Source organism: Methylobacterium sp. P1-11 (assembly GCF_008329595.1).
In the GTDB taxonomy this organism is placed as follows: domain Bacteria; phylum Pseudomonadota; class Alphaproteobacteria; order Rhizobiales; family Beijerinckiaceae; genus Methylobacterium.
Genome location: NZ_NPKS01000033.1, coordinates 56,506 through 74,124, shown reverse-complemented (window position 1 = coordinate 74,124; position 17,619 = coordinate 56,506). Strand labels below are relative to the sequence as shown.

General features: G+C 62.5%; 18 protein-coding genes. 14 read left to right on the top strand and 4 right to left on the bottom strand.

The features are described from left to right. The first annotated feature begins 472 nt into the window (after window positions 1-472). From CIW48_RS26275 to CIW48_RS26250, 6 genes are read left to right on the top strand one after another with little or no spacing between them, the layout of a single operon-like run. Window positions 473-1,783, top strand: a complete 1,311-nt coding sequence (locus CIW48_RS26275; RefSeq protein WP_149313382.1) for a tyrosine-type recombinase/integrase — start codon at window positions 473-475, stop codon at window positions 1,781-1,783. 35 nt (window positions 1,784-1,818) lie between these two features. Beyond that, on the top strand, window positions 1,819-2,589 hold the full coding sequence (locus CIW48_RS26270; protein ID WP_149313381.1) for a hypothetical protein: 771 nt from the start codon (window positions 1,819-1,821) through the stop codon (window positions 2,587-2,589). Window positions 2,590-2,646: 57 nt separating this feature from the next. Next, window positions 2,647-2,856 carry a helix-turn-helix domain-containing protein gene (locus CIW48_RS26265; protein WP_149313380.1) on the top strand — a complete coding sequence of 70 codons (210 nt, stop codon included), beginning with the start codon at window positions 2,647-2,649 and terminating at the stop codon, window positions 2,854-2,856. A gap of 10 nt (window positions 2,857-2,866) precedes the next feature. Beyond that, window positions 2,867-3,220 carry a hypothetical protein gene (locus CIW48_RS26260; RefSeq protein ID WP_149313379.1) on the top strand — a complete coding sequence of 118 codons (354 nt, stop codon included), beginning with the start codon at window positions 2,867-2,869 and terminating at the stop codon, window positions 3,218-3,220. After that, window positions 3,217-3,582: a hypothetical protein gene (locus tag CIW48_RS26255; RefSeq protein WP_149313378.1), complete on the top strand. Its 366-nt coding sequence runs from the start codon at window positions 3,217-3,219 to the stop codon at window positions 3,580-3,582. Before CIW48_RS26260 ends, CIW48_RS26255 begins: the two co-directional genes overlap by 4 nt. Next, complete coding sequence (locus CIW48_RS26250; RefSeq protein ID WP_149313377.1) at window positions 3,579-4,781, top strand: AAA family ATPase; 1,203 nt, start codon at window positions 3,579-3,581, stop codon at window positions 4,779-4,781. The genes CIW48_RS26255 and CIW48_RS26250 overlap by 4 nt, the downstream gene beginning before the upstream one ends. A gap of 1,182 nt (window positions 4,782-5,963) precedes the next feature. On the opposite strand, the gene CIW48_RS26245 is transcribed toward CIW48_RS26250, so the two are convergent. Then, window positions 5,964-6,848, bottom strand: a complete 885-nt coding sequence (locus tag CIW48_RS26245; RefSeq protein ID WP_149313376.1) for a hypothetical protein — start codon at window positions 6,846-6,848, stop codon at window positions 5,964-5,966. Between the two features lie 196 nt (window positions 6,849-7,044). Between CIW48_RS26245 and CIW48_RS26240 the strand changes: the two genes are divergently transcribed. From CIW48_RS26240 to CIW48_RS26210, 8 genes are all read left to right on the top strand, one after another. Then, the gene (locus CIW48_RS26240; protein ID WP_207105493.1) at window positions 7,045-7,512 is read left to right on the top strand and encodes a hypothetical protein; all 468 of its coding nucleotides are present in this window, start codon (window positions 7,045-7,047) and stop codon (window positions 7,510-7,512) included. Continuing rightward, entirely contained in the window at window positions 7,509-8,828 is a 1,320-nt protein-coding gene (locus CIW48_RS26235; RefSeq protein WP_149313374.1) for a S49 family peptidase, read from the top strand. Before CIW48_RS26240 ends, CIW48_RS26235 begins: the two co-directional genes overlap by 4 nt. Beyond that, window positions 8,828-9,427: a hypothetical protein gene (locus CIW48_RS26230; RefSeq protein WP_149313373.1), complete on the top strand. Its 600-nt coding sequence runs from the start codon at window positions 8,828-8,830 to the stop codon at window positions 9,425-9,427. Before CIW48_RS26235 ends, CIW48_RS26230 begins: the two co-directional genes overlap by 1 nt. 152 nt (window positions 9,428-9,579) lie before the next feature. Continuing rightward, entirely contained in the window at window positions 9,580-9,795 is a 216-nt protein-coding gene (locus CIW48_RS26225) for a hypothetical protein (protein WP_149313372.1), read from the top strand. 8 nt (window positions 9,796-9,803) lie between these two features. Continuing rightward, entirely contained in the window at window positions 9,804-13,187 is a 3,384-nt protein-coding gene (locus tag CIW48_RS26220) for a hypothetical protein (protein WP_149313371.1), read from the top strand. A gap of 20 nt (window positions 13,188-13,207) precedes the next feature. Next, the gene (locus tag CIW48_RS26215) at window positions 13,208-13,408 is read left to right on the top strand and encodes a hypothetical protein (protein WP_149313370.1); all 201 of its coding nucleotides are present in this window, start codon (window positions 13,208-13,210) and stop codon (window positions 13,406-13,408) included. 681 nt (window positions 13,409-14,089) lie between these two features. After that, window positions 14,090-14,263 carry a hypothetical protein gene (locus CIW48_RS33515; protein WP_173009408.1) on the top strand — a complete coding sequence of 58 codons (174 nt, stop codon included), beginning with the start codon at window positions 14,090-14,092 and terminating at the stop codon, window positions 14,261-14,263. Next, on the top strand, window positions 14,260-14,721 hold the full coding sequence (locus tag CIW48_RS26210; RefSeq protein ID WP_149313369.1) for a hypothetical protein: 462 nt from the start codon (window positions 14,260-14,262) through the stop codon (window positions 14,719-14,721). Before CIW48_RS33515 ends, CIW48_RS26210 begins: the two co-directional genes overlap by 4 nt. 67 nt (window positions 14,722-14,788) lie before the next feature. On the opposite strand, the gene CIW48_RS26205 is transcribed toward CIW48_RS26210, so the two are convergent. From CIW48_RS26205 to CIW48_RS26195, 3 genes are all read right to left on the bottom strand, one after another. Next, on the bottom strand, window positions 14,789-15,412 hold the full coding sequence (locus CIW48_RS26205; RefSeq protein WP_149313368.1) for a hypothetical protein: 624 nt from the start codon (window positions 15,410-15,412) through the stop codon (window positions 14,789-14,791). Between the two features lie 320 nt (window positions 15,413-15,732). Continuing rightward, window positions 15,733-16,566 (bottom strand): hypothetical protein, encoded by an 834-nt coding sequence (locus CIW48_RS26200; RefSeq protein ID WP_149313367.1) that lies wholly within the window; start codon window positions 16,564-16,566, stop codon window positions 15,733-15,735. 191 nt (window positions 16,567-16,757) lie between these two features. Beyond that, window positions 16,758-17,585 carry a hypothetical protein gene (locus CIW48_RS26195; protein WP_149313366.1) on the bottom strand — a complete coding sequence of 276 codons (828 nt, stop codon included), beginning with the start codon at window positions 17,583-17,585 and terminating at the stop codon, window positions 16,758-16,760. Window positions 17,586-17,619: the final 34 nt, after the last annotated feature.

The window sequence follows — 17,619 nt, the reverse complement described above, 5'->3', positions numbered from 1 at the left end:
CCAGCAGTCAACATGAACGACTGCATCGACAGGCCGGACACAAGACTGCACCCGACCGACGCGTCAGAAGCTCAATTCGCCACTTGCAATGCGGGAGCCGTCCACTCAGGACATTCCGAGGGCCTGCTTGGGTCAGCATGCGCCGTGTTTGGGCAGGGCATCACGGTCAAGGTGATTCGCCGACCGCCTGGAACTCGCAATTCCGTACGGTAGCGCGCAGCGACGACTATGTGAGCCGTTTCTGTGAGCTAGCTTGGGAGATCCAGCTAAGTACTTGACAACTTTGGCGCGCCCTACGGGAATCGAACCCGTGTTTTCGCCGTGAAAGAGCCACTAGCCAGACGTTTTGGGACATTCCCGGACGTGCTCGGATGTTGCGTTATCAAGCGCTTAGTGTGATACCGTCCGAACCGGTCCCGGTTTGTTCCTGCACGTATTTTGGGTCAAACTTGGGGTCACGGCGAGGTGCTGTATGGCCCGGACACTCCGAGAAGCGACCTTCGATACTCGCGCCGCCCGATTGCGTCTGGCGCCATCCCGCAAGCCCTACTGGCGCTCCGTCGAAGGCGGCCTGCAGCTGGGCTACCGCCGCGGCGACAGGGGAGGGGTGTGGCGCGCCAGGCGCTACGTCGAGACCCGATACCTCGAGACGACGCTCGGCGTGGCCGACGACGAGACCGACGCCGACGGCGTGAAGGTCCTGGCCTACAAACACGCCCTCGCGGCCGCCCGCACGTGGTGGCAGGCCGAGGAGCGTCGGGACCTCGGCGCGCCTGAGCAGCGCGCCGGGCCGTACACGGTCAGCGACGCGCTCGATGACTATCTCGCGCACTACGTCTCCAAAGGTGGGAAGAGCGAGAACGCGACCCGGACGGCCACCGACGTTCATGTGCGGCCAGCGCTGGGCAAGATCGCCATCGACAAGCTTACCACCCGGAAGATTCGGGACTGGCACCACGGCCTCGCCAGCGCGGCTCGCCGTCTCCGGACGAGGGCAGGGGAGCAGCAGCAGCTCGCCGAGATCGATGAGGATCCCGAGGCGGTGCGCGCTCGGCGCGCTACCGCCAACCGGATCCTGACGATCCTCAAGGCCGCACTGAACCATGCCTTCGCCGAGCGCCATGCCAGCAGCGACGCCGCGTGGCGGGCCGCGAAGCCGTTTCGAGAGACCGACGCGCCCATCGTCCGCTTCTTCACCGAGGACGAATGCCGCCGGCTCGTGAACGCTGCCGAGCCTGAGTTCCGGCGCCTCGTCCAGGGCGCGCTGTTGACCGGCATGCGCTACGGCGAGCTCGGCAAGCTGAAGGTCTCAGACGTGAACCTCGACGCTGGCACGGCTTCGGTCAGGCGAGGGAAGGGCGGCAAAGGCCGCCACGTGGTGCTGACTGATGAGGCGAGGGGGCTGTTCCGAGACCTCACCGCCAGGCGGCCTGGCTCGGCCCTGGTCTTCGCCCACGACGACGGCCGGCCGTGGGGCATGTCGCACCAGATCCGGCCGATGGTGGAAAGCTGCCGCCGCGCCGGCATCGTGCCGGCGGCCGGCTTCCACGTCCTCCGGCACACCCACGGCAGCGCGCTGGCAATGAAGGGCGTGCCGATGCAGGTCATCGCCACGCAGCTCGGCCACGCCGACACCCGGATGACGGAACGCCACTACGCCCACCTTGCACCCAACTATGTGGCCGACACCATCCGTGCGAATTTCCCGACGCTCGGGCTGGGGACCGGTAACGGGGTCGCCAGCCTCGCGGAGGCGAGGGCAGGGCAGGGGGCGCGGTCGTGAGCGCCGGCAGCGCCACTGCCCCAGCGGCCCTCCCCGTGGCGGCCGAGCTGATGCCCCTCGCCAGCTACGGCAACGCCGCGCAAGCGGCCGAGGTAGTTGGCACCGAGGCTGACCGCCGCTTCCTTCGAGCCTACAGCAGTATCATCCAGGGCTACGTCGATACGCTGCTCAGCGAGCACGCCGATCCGGTCGACAATCACGCGATGGCAGCAGAGCTTTCCCGGGCCGCCGCGGATCCATTCGGCACCCTGAAGCTGCACCTCGCGGGCAAACTTGAGCCTCGCATAGCCGAGAGCGTCCAGGCAGCCATCGCCGAGAGCATCGACCAGAACGGCCAACTCGGCGAGGACCTCGCCCAAATCCCCCAAGACGTGCTCTCGTTCATGCTCAGCATGCAGCGCGCCGTCGAGAAGGAAGCCGACCGCTACCGCAGACCAAGCAGCAAGCGGGGCCCAAAGAAGAACTTCCCGATCTGGATGCTGACCAGAGACGTGTTTCGCCTCTTCGAAGACAACGGCCTTCGGACGTCCCTACCTTCGAATGCGAACGCGGATGATGATGAAAGCGTGACGCCGCTTCTGAGATTTGCCGAGATCGCGTTGTCCGATGCTGCTTACGCCGCCCAGGCTGTAGCGGCGGACCATCAGGACCTCGATCGCAGGGTGCGAGCCGCTCTGCGGGAAGCGGCCCGGAAGGATGCTGCGACCCCGCGCCGGACCTTGATGATGCGCCTTCGTGAGTACGGCCGCCTCCGTAGGGGCCGTAATTTGCGGACTTTGGCAGGGGAAATTCCGGCCTCTACCTAAGGCTCGCGTTCATGCTTTGAACTCCTCGGACGCAAATCAGTCTGAGGAGATTTCCTGATGTTCGAAGCCGGTGCAGAGCGGATCGAGACGCTCGCCAAGCACTCTCCCTTGAGCCGAAGCGCCATCTACTCTGCGATCTCGGACGGCACGCTGGTCGCCCGGAAACACGGCGGCATCACGCTGATCCTGAAGGACGACTGGGACGCGTTCCTCCGGAGCCGGCCGGTCGCAGAGCGCCGGCCGCGCTCCACCGCTGATGCAGCTTGAGGGTGCCGAGATGAGCGCTGAAACCCTCTCACGCATCATGGAGCGAACCAACGCTCGTTTGGCAGGCGCAGAGCACAGGAGTGAGCTGTTTTCGATCGGTGTCGACCACTTCCGGGCGATCGCTGAAGATATGGCAGAGACCGTATTCGTTCATGCAAGTTCAAGAGGTTGGGACGACGGTCAAACCAATTGGTTCATTATTACCGTCTTGTCGCAACTTCAGGCCGGAATGATCGATACCTTCAGGGAGCTAGGCCTGGATACTGGTCTGGTATTGGATGAATTTTTAGACGCTTCTTTTGATGCCTACATGGATAGATGTACGGTGCTGTTCTCGGCTCCACAGGTCGGAGGTCGGGCATGAAAGATCACACCGACCTTCCCCTTTTCAGCGGCACTCCGGCCGCTGAGGCGCCGTCGCAGAAACGTCGACGTACGAGGACCAAGCCGGCGCCGCGGCCGGCTCAGGCCGGTCCGCGCGTCGTTGCCCTGCCGCTCGCCCGGAACAGGCATCTTGTAGCTGACCTCGTCTCAATGTTTCGAGCGACACCGCCTGGTCCGAACCGAGCGGCCGCGTTCCGGCGTGATGTGCTGACCCCGTTGGTCAGCCAACGCCTCACGCTCGGCCTGACGGCCGCACAACTGGATCACGAGCTGTACGCGCTTGAGGAGGCGATGGTCCGCGTCCTGATGGGTGCTGAGCAGGCCGTGGGGGTTGCTCGATGACAGGCGGCCCTCCTCAACATACAGCCACGCCGCTTCCGCTCTCGCGCTACGACGCAGCGGCCCAGCGAAAGGCTCGCCGACAGGGCGGGATCATCTTCCATCGCGTCGATCGCCTTCCTGACCGCATGCCGAGGTCAGAGACGATCTTCGGGCTCGCGGCCGCCGGCGAGGTCGTCGCTCTGGTAGGTGCTCCATCTTCCGGTAAGAGCGCCTTGGCCACCCTCGCAGCCCGGGCCCTATCCGACGGCTCGCCATTCCTCGGTCGGCCCGTGCTCCGCGGTGCCACCATCTACGTCGCGGCTGAACGCGCCGGCGAAGTCGAGCGCCGGCTCCGTGCTGCAGCTGCTCCGGACGCGGCGATCTACGTTTCGGGCTCGCGCCCGCAGCTCGCGGAACCGTCCAGCATCGAAGAGCTCGTTCGGGCAATCATGGCGGTCGCCGAGGTCGAGCCGCTCCCGATCCGCCTCATCATCCTGGACACAGCAGCGAGGTGCTTCCACGGCTTAGATGAGAATAGCAGCCGCGACATGGGCTTTGCGGCCGAAGGCATGGCGCGGATTCTCGATGAGGTTCCGACCGCGACGCTGGTCGTGGTTCATCACATGGACAAGCTCGGGAGTTCGATGCGCGGGTCGACCGCCCTTCTGGGCGCGGTCGACCTTGAGCTGACTGTCCGTGGCTCCGGAGCCATCCGCAGGCTCGAGGTCACGAAGGCCAATGCGGTAGCCGAAGGACAGCGTCTGCCGTTCCGCCTCACCGTCCGGAAAGCTCACGACGGTCTCGATGTCATTGCGGCCGAGGCTGCTGACGAGACGGGGCGAGATGGCGGCTCAAAGGTCGCCTCTCGCCTCTCACCCGATGCCCAGAAGGCTCTGGACGCGCTCCGGGACCTGATGACTGGCGGAATGGTGACCTTCGAAGCCTGGCGAGATGCCACGAAGGTGCGCTTCGGGGATCGGTCTCCTCATTCGAAGCGTCAGGCTTGGTCGAAGGTCCACCGCCTGCTTCTCGATGATGGCCACGTGGTGCTCGACGGACAGAACGTCAGCGTCAGCGATGCATCATCAGACCATCAGCACTGCATCAGCGCTGATGGGGGCAAAGCGTCAGCGCAAACCGTCAGCAAGGCCCCCCCTATAAGGGGGGCCGCTGATGTTGCTGATGCCCCGCGCAACCGAGCTCGGAAGAGAGGTCGGTGAAAGTGTCAGCGCTGACGCTCGTTCCTCACCTGTACCGCTCCGCCCCGAGCGTCCGGCGGTCGGCGCCCCCAGGCGACCGATCCGACCGGCGCGCATCCAGGTGGTCAAGTGGCGGACCAAGCAGACCCAGAACCCTACTGAACGGACATAGCCTCCGGACCTTTCCGGTAGATCCGCCAACCTCCGCGTGCACGCGCGGGACCGCTCGCGGCCCTTGGAAGGGCACGCGGTCCCGACGCCCCGTCACCGTCGCGGCTGTCATATGTCACGCCGGTGGCCGGAGATGTCACAGCGAAAGGCAGAACCTGTCACAGGGACACGGCGGGACGTCACGCTGATGTCCCGGCCTGTCCTACGCGTCCCATGATGGTGTTTGAGGCCGCTCAGTCGACCAACGCGGCCATGATGGAGAACGAGGTGGCGAGCACGACTGTGCCCACCGCGACAGAGGCGATGATGAGCATGGTGACATCCAGAATGGTGAAGCTGTTACCTCACGAACGCTCAAGCTCACCGACGGTTGCACACGATCCCCTGAGCAGCCTCTCGCCCTCCTCGGACCGGTTCGATTCCGGGCGAGACATCCACCTCGCCCACAAGAGAGCCCGCCCAGGGGCATCGGGACGGGCGGGCCGTACTGGAGGCATCTAGGGACCGTACCCCCTCCTGCCGGCCATGCGGCGCATAGAGGCGCGATTTGTGAGCGTATCTGCGGTTTCGATTTTTCAGGTTGGATTGGGTGAGAATGCCCCTCAACGCCTTGATATTGCTGAATCGGAAGGCTCATCATGACTGCGCCAATCCGTGATCGAGAGCTCGCGCCTGAGGCGCGCGGGCTCGCCGCAGAACTGGACCACTCTCGGGTGGCCGAGCTGCTGACCCGCCGCCGCATGCTCCTCACACTCCTCGCTGAGGACGAGGCAGAGCTTCGAGCCCGCGGCGTTGAGCTAGATGCGGTCACGACCGTGAAAGCATCGGAACCGCGTGGCGATCATCGGGTAGGGATCGCCGTCGCAGCCAAAGCTCTCGGAAAATCCAAGCGGACAATTCAACGATGGGCGCAAGCCAGCGGCTGCGGCTGGCTTAGCCAAACAGGTCGCTGGATTGTCGACTTACCCGCCCTTAGAGAATGGATCGGCAGCTCCCGCTAGAGCCATCCTTAAATTTCTTCCCCGCAAGATCCTATCGAAGTGAAAGACTTTGATTGATCTGAGATGCTAGATTAGCGTTCCGTGTCTTTTCATCATTCGGGCCGATTGTGATTATCAGCTCGTGTGTGCGCGTCCTTCCCGATGAGAGTAAGGGAAGAGAGCCGTTGTCCGCAGAGAGTCGGACCAATCTCCAAGTAGGAGTGATGCTGCCGCTTGTCAGAATAACAAATTTTATTTGCAATGACATTGTATCCGGCGGCACATTGCTGCCTGATTTCGCCTTCCCGTTGCTCGTTGTAGAGGATGGAATTGCAACATTGTTTACTAAAACCGCACTATGTAGCCATTCCCGAATTTTGAGGTCGCTCACAATGAGTGGGGAGCTTATAGATGGAGACTTTCCGTTTGCAGTAAATGGATTGTTTGAGGGAATGCAAACTGAAGATGCGGTTTGCGGTTTCATTAGGAAGGCCACCGTCCAATATGGATCAAACTTGTCTGTTCGAGTAGCTATTGATGAAGCAGTAGCACCAATCCCGAATGTAAATAGCTGCGGCGTTGTCACCGGAGGGTAGCGACCACCAAATCGGGATATTGCGTTGGGCAAAGGGTCATTGATAAACAAACTCGGACTTATGGCCGTCGTTTCATCAACGGTCAAAGTCAGATTTACCTGAACCCCCCAATCATCTGGCAAAATATGATTGGTTTTGACCCTGTTATTTACGTACGACACAAGGCCGAGGTTCACATCCAGAACAGCATCCCGTAATTCACAGTATATTTTTCTTTTAATCGAGAATTCAATTTCTGCTGTGCTATCTTTATCGTCCCATGTCTCATGTATTTCTGGGACCACGGCGCCGCAAGCGGAAATAAATATATTTATAAATGCTACAAATATAATCTTCTTCATATCTGCATACCTGCTGGGGCTGCGGTTTAGCTAATATCTTGCTATATTATTATATCTATTCGCGATCGATATTGTTGCATCGAGATCACATGCTCCTCAAAAATATAGATGGCCCACAATTATCGCCAATTCGAATACGGTCGCCTTCAATGTCAGAGTAGCCGCAGTCGATGTCTCAAAATGGCGCGTGATTGTGATGTTTGGCGTCTGCCGACCTATCCTCTTCTCGAGCAACTTACAGCTCATGTTTGCGCCGCCGTCCCCCGACGTCCTTGCCGCCGCCGAAGAGGCCTTCCGGGCCTGCGCTCTGGAGCGCGGCCGGGAGCAGGCGGAAATCGCCGCCGACCTCCGGAGTGCGCCCACGTCGCCGGAAGGCCGGGCTGCCTGGGTTGAGGCGTTCGCGGAGGAATGGGCGGCTAACTTCATTCAGGGGGCTCGTGAAGAGCGCGCCCGCATCGCCGGCATCATCCAGTCGCCGGAGGCCGTCGACCGGCCTGAAGAGGCCATGCGCATTGCCTTCGACAGCCGGCTCGAACCAGCAGAAGCGGCCATGCTCCTGGCGGCCGGCGAGGGTGCCGAGCTGCAAGTGTTCGGATCCAGCCAGGATCGGGCATCGCTGGTGGAGCGAATGCGGGCCAGCACCTCCCTGGCGGGCCGCGCATGATCACCCACGCGCACCTCGCGGATGCGGCGCTCAACCGCCCGCTCCTCCTCTCCCCGGGGAAGCTCGCCGTCCTCGCACACGTCCTCGAGGGGCGCATCGGGATCGATGCCAGCGGTCTTGGCGAGGTGATCGGCCATGAAGCCGGCGCCCTCACGCCCGGTGCGTCCCGCTTCGTCGGATCCCGCTACGATCGCGAGCGCGGCGCGTCCTTGTCCTACGCCCGGACGCCAGAGGGTGTGGCCATCGTCCCCATCGTCGGCAGCCTCGTGCATCGGGGGGCCTGGATCGGTGCGTCGTCCGGTCTGATCTCCTACGAAGGGCTGGCCGAGCAGCTGCGCCAGGTCGGAGCCGATCCGCAGGCCAAGGCCGTCGTGCTCGATATCGAGTCCCCCGGTGGCCAGGCGGTCGGGGCGTTCGAGACGGCGAAGCTCGTTCGCGACCTCGCGTCCGTGAAGCCGGTGACCGCGGTCGTGAATGGCCTCGCGGCGTCGGCCGGCTACGCGATCGCATCGGGTGCCAGCCGAATCGTCACCATCCCGTCCGGCGTCAGCGGCAGCATCGGCGTGGTGATGTTGCACGTCGATCGATCCAGCGCTCTGGCGAAGGCCGGGCTGAAGCCGACGTTGATCCACGCCGGTGCCCACAAAGCGGATGGACATTCGTTCGCGGCTTTGCCGGATGGCGTCCGGGCCGACCTTCAGGCCGAGGTCGAGGCGATCCTCGACGCCTTCGTTGCCACCGTCGCCGCTGGCCGGCCGAACATCACCCCGAAGGCTATCCGGGCCACCGAGGCGCGGACCTTCACGGGCGAGGCGGCCGTCAAGGCCGGCCTCGCCGATGCGGTCGGCAGCTTCGACGAGGCCGTCGCCGATGCAGCGCGCGTCGGCACCAGCCGTCCCACCAGAACGCCCAGCCGAACCAGCTCGGGCACCACCAGCACCAGGAGCACTGTTATGGACGAAGACGAGCGGAAGATCCGCGCGGACGAGCGCGGCCGCATCCGCGCGATCATGGGCAGCGAGGAGGCGCAGGGCCGGCAGACGCAGGCGCTCGCGGTCGCCCTGGAGACATCCCTCGGGACCGATGAGGCCCGCGCGATCCTCCGCGCCAGCCCGAAGGCCGAGGCGGCCGCCGGCGGCAATGCCGCGAAGCTCGCCGAGCGCATGGCCGCCCAGCAGCCGCTCGTGCTCGAGCCCGAGAACCTAGAGAGCGGGAAGAAGAAGGCCTCGCGGATCGATAGCAGCGACATCTACGCCGCGCGCCGGGCTGCCGCCGCGAAGGCCTCGGCCGAGGCCGAAACCGGCAGTCGCCGCTGATGTCCCGCGCCGCCGCACAGCGCCAGGCCGACCTGCCGGTGAGCGTCGAGGCCGCGATCGCCGCCCTGGACAGGCTGCTCAACGAGCGGGAGCGCCAGGCCATCACGACCGGTACCACTCTCTCGCGTGTGCGTGCCGCGCACGACGCCGTTCGGGCGGCCAAATACGACGTCGCCCGGGCGGAGGGTCCGGCGGCCATCGCCGATGCCGTGGTGACGCTGGAGGCGGCCCGAGCGGAGCTGATGCATTCCTCGGCGGAGGCGGCGCCCGCGCAGGCCGACCTGAAGGCTCTCGACGTCCGGATCGCTCCGGCCTGGGCCGCTGTGCGTGAGGCGGCATTCCAGGACCTCGACGCGGCCGAGGGAGAAGCCTGCCGGGTGTTCAACGAGGCGATCGCACGGGCCCGGCACGCTGCGGCGCGGATCAACCTCGTGCGTGCCGCTCTCGACGGGGTTCGGTTCGACATGCCTCGCGTGTTCGACCCGACGGATCGGAGCGTCCTCGCAGGCCAAGATATCCAGCTGCCGCCGGTCGAGGTCCCGCACGCGCGCGAGATCGCGCGGCTGCGGGACGAAATCGAGATCCTGCGCGGCAGGTAGTCAAGTTTGCGGGCAAGCATTGCCGGCGACGCAGCCAGCCGAAAAACGGGAAGTCACCTCCGGGCCCGCGACAGGGAAGATGACGGTCAAGGTGACAAGGCCGCAACCAATTTGAGGACGAGATGGGACGGTTCGAGGATCGGCATCGTCGTTTGAGCCGCCGGAAGCGCGCCGCCGCGTCGGTCATCCCCGCCGGCTTCGCCGCACCCGAGATTGAGGCCTCCCGGCTGCTCCGCGAGATCGGCACGCCCGAGGCCATGGCTGCGATTGCAGAGCTGATCGAGGCCGGCGAGCGGCGCTGCGCCGCCTTCAGCCGCGCCGCCAAGATCCTGCTGGCGGCCACCCCGACCCCACCCACGGAGCATTGATCCTCGCCATGGCGGTCAAGCAAGTCGAAGCTCAACTTGTCCTGGGCGGCAAGGACGGCGGCGCCGCGGCGGCGGTGAACGCCCTCGTGAAGGCGTTCGAGCAGGCCGAGAAGGCGGGCGCCGGCGTCTCCAAATCGAGCGCCCAGGTCGCCCGCACGCTGCTGGAGGTCGAGAAGGCACAGCGAGCGGTCGATACCGTGATGAGCGCTCAGCGGGGCGTTGTCTCGGCCGAGGCCAACCTCGCGAAGCTCCGCACCGGCGCCACCACGGCAGCCACCGCTCTCGACAAGGCCAGGACCTCGCATCAGGCCTTTGAGGGCCTGAAGGCGACGAAGGGCTCGGAGCTCGCGTCGCAGATGAACGCGGCGGCCAAGGCGGTCGCGGCCGCCGAGAAGGCCCAGAAATCGGCCACCCGCGAGGTGATGCAGGCCGAGCGGGCACTGGAGCAGCAGACCCGGGCCCTCCGGGAGCATGAGCGGGCGGCCACCGCCGCGAACGTGCCCTTGAAGGCGTTAGAACAGCACCAGGCGCACCTTGCCCGCGCGTACGATCAAACCTCAGACGCACTCCGTCGCCAGATCCGTCTGGAGGGAGAGGCGGGTCGTGCCGCCCAGCGTCATGCCCACGAGCAAGCCGAGGCCGCCCGTCATATCCGACAGCACGGTGCAATCGGCCTGGCGGCCGGAGCGGCCGCCGGAGCCGTGTCAGCGCATAGCGTTGTGCATCACACCGCCGACGCCCTGAGGGCCGGCTCCCGCCTCCAGCACGAGACCGTGGCCCTTCAGAACGCCGGACGCACCCCGCACGAGTTGGAGGAGATCGCGAAGGCGTCCGAGCGTACGGTCCGCGCGGTGCCCACGGCGACGTTTGAGGAGAACCTGAAGGTCGTCAATGAGACCGTCTCGGCCTTCGGCTCGCTCGAACATGCCCTGGAGCATCTCACATTTATGCAAAAGGCCTCGGCGGCCGTGCACGCGGCGGCCGGCGGCAAGATCACCGACAGCGCCGGTGAAATGGGGAACAAACTTGCCCGCTTCGCCGAGGAGCGCGGGTCCGCTGGTGACGGTCATCGCTTCGAGCGGGAGACCGAGGGTCTCATCCGCGCGATGGTCTTCTCAGGCGGCAACTTCAATCCGCACGAGGCGATCAACTTCGCCCAGCAGGCCAAGTCGTCGCTCCGGGGCTACGATGAAGAGTTCCTGACGACGATCATGCCCTCGATCGTCGGAACGATGAAAGGCGAGCGAGCCGGCACGGCTGCGAATGCCTTCAACAACGTCATCAACGGCAAGGTCAACGACAAGAAACAGGCCGAAGAGTGGATGAGGTACGGCCTGCTCGACAAGTCGCAGGTCATCATGAAGGCGGGGCATGCCACCGCCTGGCGGTCGGGAGCAGTGAAGGGCACGACGCTCGCTCACCAGAATCCACTCAAGTGGATGGAGACGGTCGTCCTGCCGGCGCTCAAGGCGAAGGGTGTCAACGTCGACGATGATGAGGAGCTGTCGAAGGTCTTCGCGACCATGTTCCGGCAGAACACCTCCAACTTCTTCGCCAACGAGATCGGCCTCAAGTCTTTCCGGGCTCGGCTGCATAAGGACGCCGACCTGCAGAAGCAGGTCGGGTCGCTCGATGAAATCTACCATCGGAACCTCACCCAGGATCCGACCGAGGGCGTGAAGGCCTTCAAGGCCGGCATTGAGGACCTGATGGCGGCGGCGACCAATCCGCTGATGCTGCCGGCAGCTGCTGGGCTGAAGACGCTGGCGGAGGGCCTCCAGAGCCTCGCCCTGATGGCCAAGGATCATCCGTACCTCGCGGCTGGTGCGGGTGGCGCGGCGGTGGCCGGAGGCCTCGCCGCCTCCGGGTATGCCTCTTACAAGCTGGCTACCGGCTTCGGCCTACCGGCAGCGGCGGCCGAGCTCACGGTCGCGGCAAAGGCCCTTGAGGCCGCGGCCGCGAAGCAGATGACCGGCGGTGGCTTGCCGGAGGTGGCGAAGAAGGGCGGCGGCGCTCTGCCACTGCTTGCCGGCGGGGCAATCCTCGGCGGCACCGCGGCGATCGGGTATCTCCTGTCGGAGTACGGTGATCCCTCGAAGTCGGTGAACGGTACCGGCGGCCGGCCCGACGACAAGCTGACCCTCAACCCCTCGGACGAGCTGCCTGGCCTGTCCGGCTCGTCCGATGCGTCGTCCTGGGCCCCGAAGGCCCAGGAGACCGGCAAGGCCATCGGCACTGAGATCGGGAAGGCCATCGCGGATGCGCCGCTCCCTCCGCGCCGACCGGCCATGCTCGAGGATTTCAAGCAGAAGGCGGACGAGAGCGGCACCGCGGCGGGCAAGACGATCCTGCAGCGCCTGATGGAGGCCGTGTCCATCGGTCTGGAGATCCCGATCCGCTTCACGCCCGGAGAGGGCGGAGGTGGCGGCAGCTTGGTCCAGAAGACCAGCTTAAACACTGGTGGCGAAGGGCTTGGCGGCTACAGCGGCGGCAGCGGCTACGCCGGCACGCCCGTGGGCGGCGGCGGTGGTGGTATCGTCCGGGCCTCGCCTGGGATCGGCGGCGGTGTCGGACGGGTCGGCAGCGTCCGGGGGATCTCGGCCCGCGACATGCGGGACGTGCACCCGGAGATGGCGGCCTACATCCGGGCCGCGGCGCTCGCCAACGGCATCGATCCCAACGTGGCCCTGCGGATCGCCAACTCGGAGGGCCTGCGCGGTTCCGTCCCCGGCGTGCGCAACACGCCGGGCGACAAGGGCACGTCGTTCGGCCCGTTCCAGCTGCACTACGCCTCGCGCATCCCGGGCCTGCGTAACGGTGGCCTCGGCGACCGCTACACGCGGGAGACCGGCCACCACGCCAGCGATCCGAAGTATTGGAAAGAGCAGATCGACTTCGCCCTGCGCACCGCCCGCCGCGAGGGCTGGGGCGCGTGGCACGGTCGCTACGGCGCCGGCATCGGCTTGCGGGATGGCATCGGAACGGTTCGCCCCGTGCCGATGTCCGAGCAGGCCAGTCGGCCCGGCGGGGACGGCGAGCCGCGCCTCGTGAAGGGTCTCGACGGCAAGGAAGGCCTCGATCTGGGCGACGGCACGATGAAGATGCCGGATGGCTCGATCCGTTCGATCACCAGCGGCGCGGGTGCCCGGTCCATACCGGACGCACCCAAAGCCGGTGCGGGCGCCGCCGGCATGGGTGAACACGTGGAGGCGCTCGGCCGCCACATCGACCGGCTGGCGGACGCCCAGATGCGGGTGCACGCCAGCTTCGAGGTGAACGCCGGGCCCGGGCTCACCGCCAAGGCCAAGCGGCTGCGCAGCCACTCGGACGGGCCGCTGCGCGGCAACGTCGGCGTGTCGATGCCGGGTGCCGAGGGCGGAGTGAATGTGTAGCTAGGGGGAACGCCGCGGTGTTGGAAGTCACGATCGACACCGCGGCGATCGCGCAGCTGGCCCGGGATCTGGCCGCCTTCGGCCCGAAGCTGCCCAACGCCCAGGCGCTGGTGCTGGTGCTGGTGCTGAATCGCGTCGGGACACCCGCCGCGCCTGCCAATCACAGCGCAGGAACTGCCCACCGAGTGCGCGAAGGCTTCGACTGCCCTTTTGCTGGGTAAATGACGTATGGAAGGTCGGAACACATCAGTAGGGCTGGCAAGGCTTGGTGTCAGCCGACGTCGCTTCTAAAGTCTGTCCTATGGCGATTGGTCCCGCCCCTAATTGAAGAGGATAGCATGACAGAACGTGCTTGGTAACCATCATCACATCTTCAGATTTGCAAGCAGATGTGAAGCTACCTATAGAGTTATAGCTTAAATCGTTATATACTTTCTTGTTGTGATGCTGACAAGATTTAAAGATAGCGGCAATAGTTACCCAATCGCGCTTAGCCCACATTTTCCACATATCGAGGCCGCGTGTGCGGAAACCTTTCGGCTCTTGGTTATAACACCAAGCCATATTCAGAGCTAAGCCAGCCCTGTCACAGCTTTGCGCTGAGGCGACGGAGCAAAACAGACAGAAAGTGAATAGTGAAGCCAAACACACGCGCGCAGCCATATCAACCTCGATTTTGATTCGACCGACGCAAGTTAACTCAGATTACGAGCCGCTTGGTGGGATAAATGAATGCGCTTGGTCGCGTTCAACAACTGAACACCCGAGCGGACGGGCCGCTGAGAAAATCGCCTTGAAGGAAATAGCAGGCTGAGCGTTTCCTCGGTTCGGCCCGTCTTCGGGCTTTCTGGAGCAACGCAGCTGCGGGCGGTCTGTTCGATGACGCAGAGGGAGATCTGTTGATGGATGAAGATCAGGAAATCGAGATCACACCGGAAATGATCACCGCTGGTGAAGACGTGCTGTATGGCAGCTCTTGGAGTGCTGGCAACGAAGAAACCGCTTGTGATCTGGCAGAGCAGGTCTACCGAGCTATGCAGAGGGTCCGGAAGCCCCCGCTAGAGGGCGACGCGTGAGCCGGAACCCCTCACCCGAGGCCGCCGCGCGCCGGGCTGAGTACGCCGCCCGTGATCGTGCCCATGCCGCCGCGATCCGGGCCAAGCGCGCGCACGAGCGCGCCTTGGCCAAAGCAGCCGATGCCGCCCAGCTGGCTACCGAGGTCGACCGGATCCGCTCCGAAGTCCGTGTAGGTGTGAAGGCGCCGGCCGGGAAGCTCGCCGCTGTTGATACGGCCGCCATGTTGCTCCTGGGGCCTCAGGGCGCCGTCGGCTGCGGCGGGGCCCTCCTGCGCACCCTGGAGGTCCTGGCAGGCAAGGGCCGGCATCCTGTGCCGTCCCTGCTGGCCGCCGGGCGCTGGCAGGACGAGGCGGCTCTCCGTGCCGCTCTGGAGGCCTTCCGGCCCAAGCTGGCGGCGATCGGATTGCGGGTGTGCCGGCGCAAGGCAGGGTGGCGGCTGGCCAGGGCAGCACGGTAAATGGACCGCACAGATGGGTGCAGGAGGTGAGCTATGAACGAGGAAAAGGAAGTCGGGATCACGCCTGCTATGATTGAGGCGGGGTCGGAGGTGGTGTGGGAACTACGCGGATTTGATCCCAACTTCGTGGCTGAACGGGTTTTTGTGGCAATGATAAAGGCTGCTGAGCCCAAAATGGATCATGCGGCAGAGCCTCTTTCGTCCAGCGCAATTGGATAGACGACCAAACGTCCAGGCCATACATAAAGACGAGGTAGCTAGAATCGGCCATTTCCCTTAAGCCGGGCACGTTGAACATGTATTGGTTGAGTGCGGTACGATCACGATTGAAGCCTTTCGTGAACCGAAGGTCGCCTTGTTCAGATTGTATGTTGTAATGAGCATGCGATATAGCATTTCGATTATCCTTGCAGATACCTGCGCATTTCAAAAAATAGTCGACGTGGTCTTTTTCGTCCGGACTCAATTTCGGAAAAAGTTGCCCTCGTATCAACTTAGCTTGCTGTTCCAGCGTTAGAAGCTCGCAAGCATGCTGACCTTCCACTTGGTCGCGTTGGAATATCAACTGCAGCAACGCTTGGTAAGCATTCTCTAGCAAATTCCAGGTCGTCACAATCGTACCGATTGCATGCAGGTGACCGTGCATGTTGTGGAGATACGGCGGCCAGGAAGGTTGCTGTACGTCTGCCATAGCATACCTCCATAGAACGAGTGCCGCCGAGCCGCGGGGTGCGGCGCTGAACCAGCGCTCGAATTCTCGCGACCTCTAGTCGCCATCGGATAGGTCAGCTTGCTTGTGCGCCTGTTTGGAGTCGATTGCTCCGCGACAGGGCTGAAAGAAGGTGCACAACAATCTGCGTGCGCCAGGGCTAACATTCCGCCTGACGACCATGTCGCGCTTTCCCGGTGCTAAGTAAAAGGCGTCAGAGCTTAATTTCTAGCTCAGCTCATAAAAAGGATACTCCGACAATGCGAAGTCAAAAGTAAAAGACGACCTTAACAAATTTCGGCTCAGTCGTAGGCCTTATCTGTTATTTTTATCTCCTCACTCGTGACGTATCTCTGCGAGAGGTTTTTCAGGATGCCGTTCTTATGGATAAGATGATCTAATAATACACTTTCATCAGGAATGAAACGATAGCTAGGCGCATTGTTCACATTTCGGAGCTCGACGCAGTAGATATTAAATTTCTCTCCAGCGGCTTCTGAAGGAAGAGAAGCAATAAAATTCGTTCGAGAAGACTCAAACACTCCTTGAGCGATTTCTAATTCGCCTCTGACTAAACTCCTCGTCAGCATGTGTACCTCGTTCAGGCCTTCGACGTAGCTGCGTACAAGTGGCTTGAATGGAACGTGTTCTCCTAAAGTCTCCAATTCCGCCAAAGTAGACTTTTTGAATTTGCCGTCCGCGCGCAATTTCCCGACTTCTATCGCAGGGCTTATGGCATGGCGGGTCCGCGGGACAGAGCCACCTCTCTGCGAGCTCACCCCGAATGAGGTCATATGAATGGGATAGCCGCGATGTTGACTGTAATTTCGAAGAGCCTCCAGAACTCTGTAACCCAATCGCGCATCGTAGTTTTTCCTCATTGTACTTACAACTCGTATGGCTTGATCGCTGCCATCACCAAACACACGAACAAGCAACACGGGAAGTTGATCGATATACAATCTCGCTGTAGACATAAAATTGATCACGCGGCGGCTGATCAAGCCATTCACAGTCCAAGAAGCGATCTCACCGTCAGAAAAGATCATCTCTCTATGTATCAATACCATAAGCTCATTTTCTAGCTCGAAATAATTTTCCATCATCGTATCATACAATGACTCGATCTCGGTCACGCATTGTAATATGTCCATGCTTCTTAAGAGCGATTCCCAGTGACTGGGCTTAATAGCTTGGGCAAACCGGCTGGGGAGCTGTAGCGACGCAAGCAGAAATGACACCGTTTGCACCTTGAGAAGCGGTTGATCAGCGCTCGTTGACTATCGGGACTCGAGCCTGCGACTGGGCCGTTATGCGCGGTCAGCCTTTACGATTGTGTCTCGGGAGGAGTGACAGGAGACCAGGGACTTCCTACCTGCCAGACCGGTAGAAGCCAGTTATCTGGTAACGCTTGCCCAGGGGATATGGTCATGCCCGTTAAGATCAGCCCTTCGCCGATTTGGCATACGAAGGCGAAGAAGTCGCTCTCGTCCATATAGCCGAACTTATAGCAGAGCCGCTTTCCATAATTTCTGATCGTTCGTCTTGCTGGTTGGCGATATTCCGGTAATAGATCGTTGAAATACTTTGTTATCGGAGCACGCTTGCTGTCCTGCATCTGGTGCCATGTGCCAGTCACACGATGCACCTTGGACAAAATTTTTCCTGTCTCCTTATAATAAAATGCCGCAGTCATTTTGCGTATTGCAATCGTCGCGGACTGGCGAAAATCTGGCGACGCGCGAAACATAAGTATGTCGCTCAATGCAATGCCTTCTGATCGTTTTATGCCCATACTCTTGAGTCTGGCCCGCTTTTGATTGGCCGTGAGATCCAGCGACGGCAACGCTGTGGGATAATTGTTGGCAAGACCTTGGCCTTTTTTCAGCAGGAGGCCATTGACCCTGTGGCTGTCATTGAAATCGGCAGCCATGGCATAGAAACCAAAGATGTCATCCCATCGCCTCGTGTCTTGGTTGCACGCATTGCAGGCGGGAAACTCCAATCCCTCTGGATGAAAGCCTGAAGGAAAACATGCGCGAGGAGGTACATGGTCCTCGCTTGTAGAGCGTTCGCCACCGCCGCAGAAACAACAGATGGGATTGTCTGCGATCAGGCGCTGCCGACGCTTCTGACGGACCCGCGTTTCGCTCATCTTGCCGACAGGATCTCAGGTTTCGCTTGCCCTT

Coding starts and splice junctions, on each gene's coding strand:
- CIW48_RS26265 (WP_149313380.1), top strand. CDS start 2,647: ATGTTCGAAGCCGGTGCAGAGCGGATCGAGACGCTCGCCAAGCACTCT.
- CIW48_RS26195 (WP_149313366.1), bottom strand. CDS start 17,585: ATGAGCGAAACGCGGGTCCGTCAGAAGCGTCGGCAGCGCCTGATCGCA.
- CIW48_RS26245 (WP_149313376.1), bottom strand. CDS start 6,848: ATGAAGAAGATTATATTTGTAGCATTTATAAATATATTTATTTCCGCT.
- CIW48_RS26205 (WP_149313368.1), bottom strand. CDS start 15,412: ATGGCAGACGTACAGCAACCTTCCTGGCCGCCGTATCTCCACAACATG.
- CIW48_RS26250 (WP_149313377.1), top strand. CDS start 3,579: ATGACAGGCGGCCCTCCTCAACATACAGCCACGCCGCTTCCGCTCTCG.
- CIW48_RS26260 (WP_149313379.1), top strand. CDS start 2,867: ATGAGCGCTGAAACCCTCTCACGCATCATGGAGCGAACCAACGCTCGT.
- CIW48_RS33515 (WP_173009408.1), top strand. CDS start 14,090: ATGGATGAAGATCAGGAAATCGAGATCACACCGGAAATGATCACCGCT.
- CIW48_RS26275 (WP_149313382.1), top strand. CDS start 473: ATGGCCCGGACACTCCGAGAAGCGACCTTCGATACTCGCGCCGCCCGA.
- CIW48_RS26255 (WP_149313378.1), top strand. CDS start 3,217: ATGAAAGATCACACCGACCTTCCCCTTTTCAGCGGCACTCCGGCCGCT.
- CIW48_RS26220 (WP_149313371.1), top strand. CDS start 9,804: ATGGCGGTCAAGCAAGTCGAAGCTCAACTTGTCCTGGGCGGCAAGGAC.
- CIW48_RS26230 (WP_149313373.1), top strand. CDS start 8,828: ATGTCCCGCGCCGCCGCACAGCGCCAGGCCGACCTGCCGGTGAGCGTC.
- CIW48_RS26235 (WP_149313374.1), top strand. CDS start 7,509: ATGATCACCCACGCGCACCTCGCGGATGCGGCGCTCAACCGCCCGCTC.
- CIW48_RS26240 (WP_207105493.1), top strand. CDS start 7,045: ATGTTTGGCGTCTGCCGACCTATCCTCTTCTCGAGCAACTTACAGCTC.